This window comes from Parasedimentitalea denitrificans (assembly GCF_011813015.1).
In the GTDB taxonomy this organism is placed as follows: domain Bacteria; phylum Pseudomonadota; class Alphaproteobacteria; order Rhodobacterales; family Rhodobacteraceae; genus Parasedimentitalea; species Parasedimentitalea denitrificans.
Genome location: NZ_QHLQ01000068.1, coordinates 1 through 1,101, shown reverse-complemented (window position 1 = coordinate 1,101; position 1,101 = coordinate 1). Strand labels below are relative to the sequence as shown.

1 protein-coding gene is annotated in these 1,101 nt (G+C 50.7%); it reads left to right on the top strand.

Annotated features, from left to right (window positions below):
* Nucleotides 1-329: 329 nt before the first annotated feature.
* On the top strand, nt 330-1,076 hold the full coding sequence (locus DL239_RS21325) for a hypothetical protein (protein WP_167686107.1): 747 nt from the start codon (nt 330-332) through the stop codon (nt 1,074-1,076).
* Nucleotides 1,077-1,101: the final 25 nt, after the last annotated feature.

Genomic DNA, 1,101 nt, shown 5'->3' with positions numbered 1-1,101 from the left:
TTTCTCATCGTCCACTCCTCAGTGGTTACTGATGAGCAACAAACCCTCTCTTAGCAAATACCGCTATTTGGACCCATAAGCGCTGACGTCAGACACTCTCTACGTCCCCTACAGGATCCCCCTAGGCCAGCACCCCACATGTCAGCCCGTCTAGATCCTTGGTAGGGAAGATACCCTCTAGGGAATAGGTATAAGTAATGGATGAAGATAGACAGAATAAGAGGATCTAAGTACTACTCCCCTACTAGTGATCCTTATCTAAGTCCCCTAGCTACCTAAGTAATACAAGTATTCTACACTAGAGACTTTCCTGACTAAGGCCTTTGACAATGAGCAAGATAGAAGATCCATGGCACTCCCGACCCATTGACGTTCATAGGTGGTCTGATCATCCTGAGGTGAAAGAGTTCGTGGGGAGGATCTGGGACGAGTACTTGCCGGTGGAAGTAGTGGGGAGGTCTGGGCCGAAGCCTAAGACGGCGTTTCGTAAGCAGCTGAGGGTGTTGATCTTGGATCTGTATGTAGCCTGGCTGGATGATCCTGAGCTCTGTATCGGAGTGAAATTGGACGTAAATGCGTGGAAAACAGGCTCCCGGTACAACGCCCTGCACCTGTCTAAGAAGATGATCCCGATCATCAACACACTGCATGAGGCGGGGCTAATCGACAAATCCAATCACAGCTACGGCAGCGCGGGGGCCAAAGGAAACAGGACAACTCGTATCAGGGCATCAGAGGAATTGCAGGAATGGTTCGCCGAGGCCAAGTTCGAACGTGAAGATGTAGGCCGGGCAAAGGGTGAAGAGGTAATAATCCTGAGGGATGTAAAAAAGGAGGTCGAGTATGCGGACACGCCGGACACCAACCGAATGCGTGAAGATCTTCAGGCCTACAATGAGCTGATTACTGGGTCATTCATCGACATTCCCTCACTCAATGCTGCGGTGATTGTTTTGGGCAAAGGCCAGGATGAGCGCTATGTATGGCTGGATCATAAGCGCACTCACAGTGTAAGGTGCGGTTACCCGTGGGACATCTCGTTTGTTGACTATAGCTTTTCCCTGAGGACTTCGTAAGGCGTCTTTCCGTCGTGTGCGCCGT

Excerpts from the sequence above, each read along its gene's own strand:
- DL239_RS21325 (WP_167686107.1), top strand. The coding sequence starts at position 330 with ATGAGCAAGATAGAAGATCCATGGCACTCCCGACCCATTGACGTTCAT.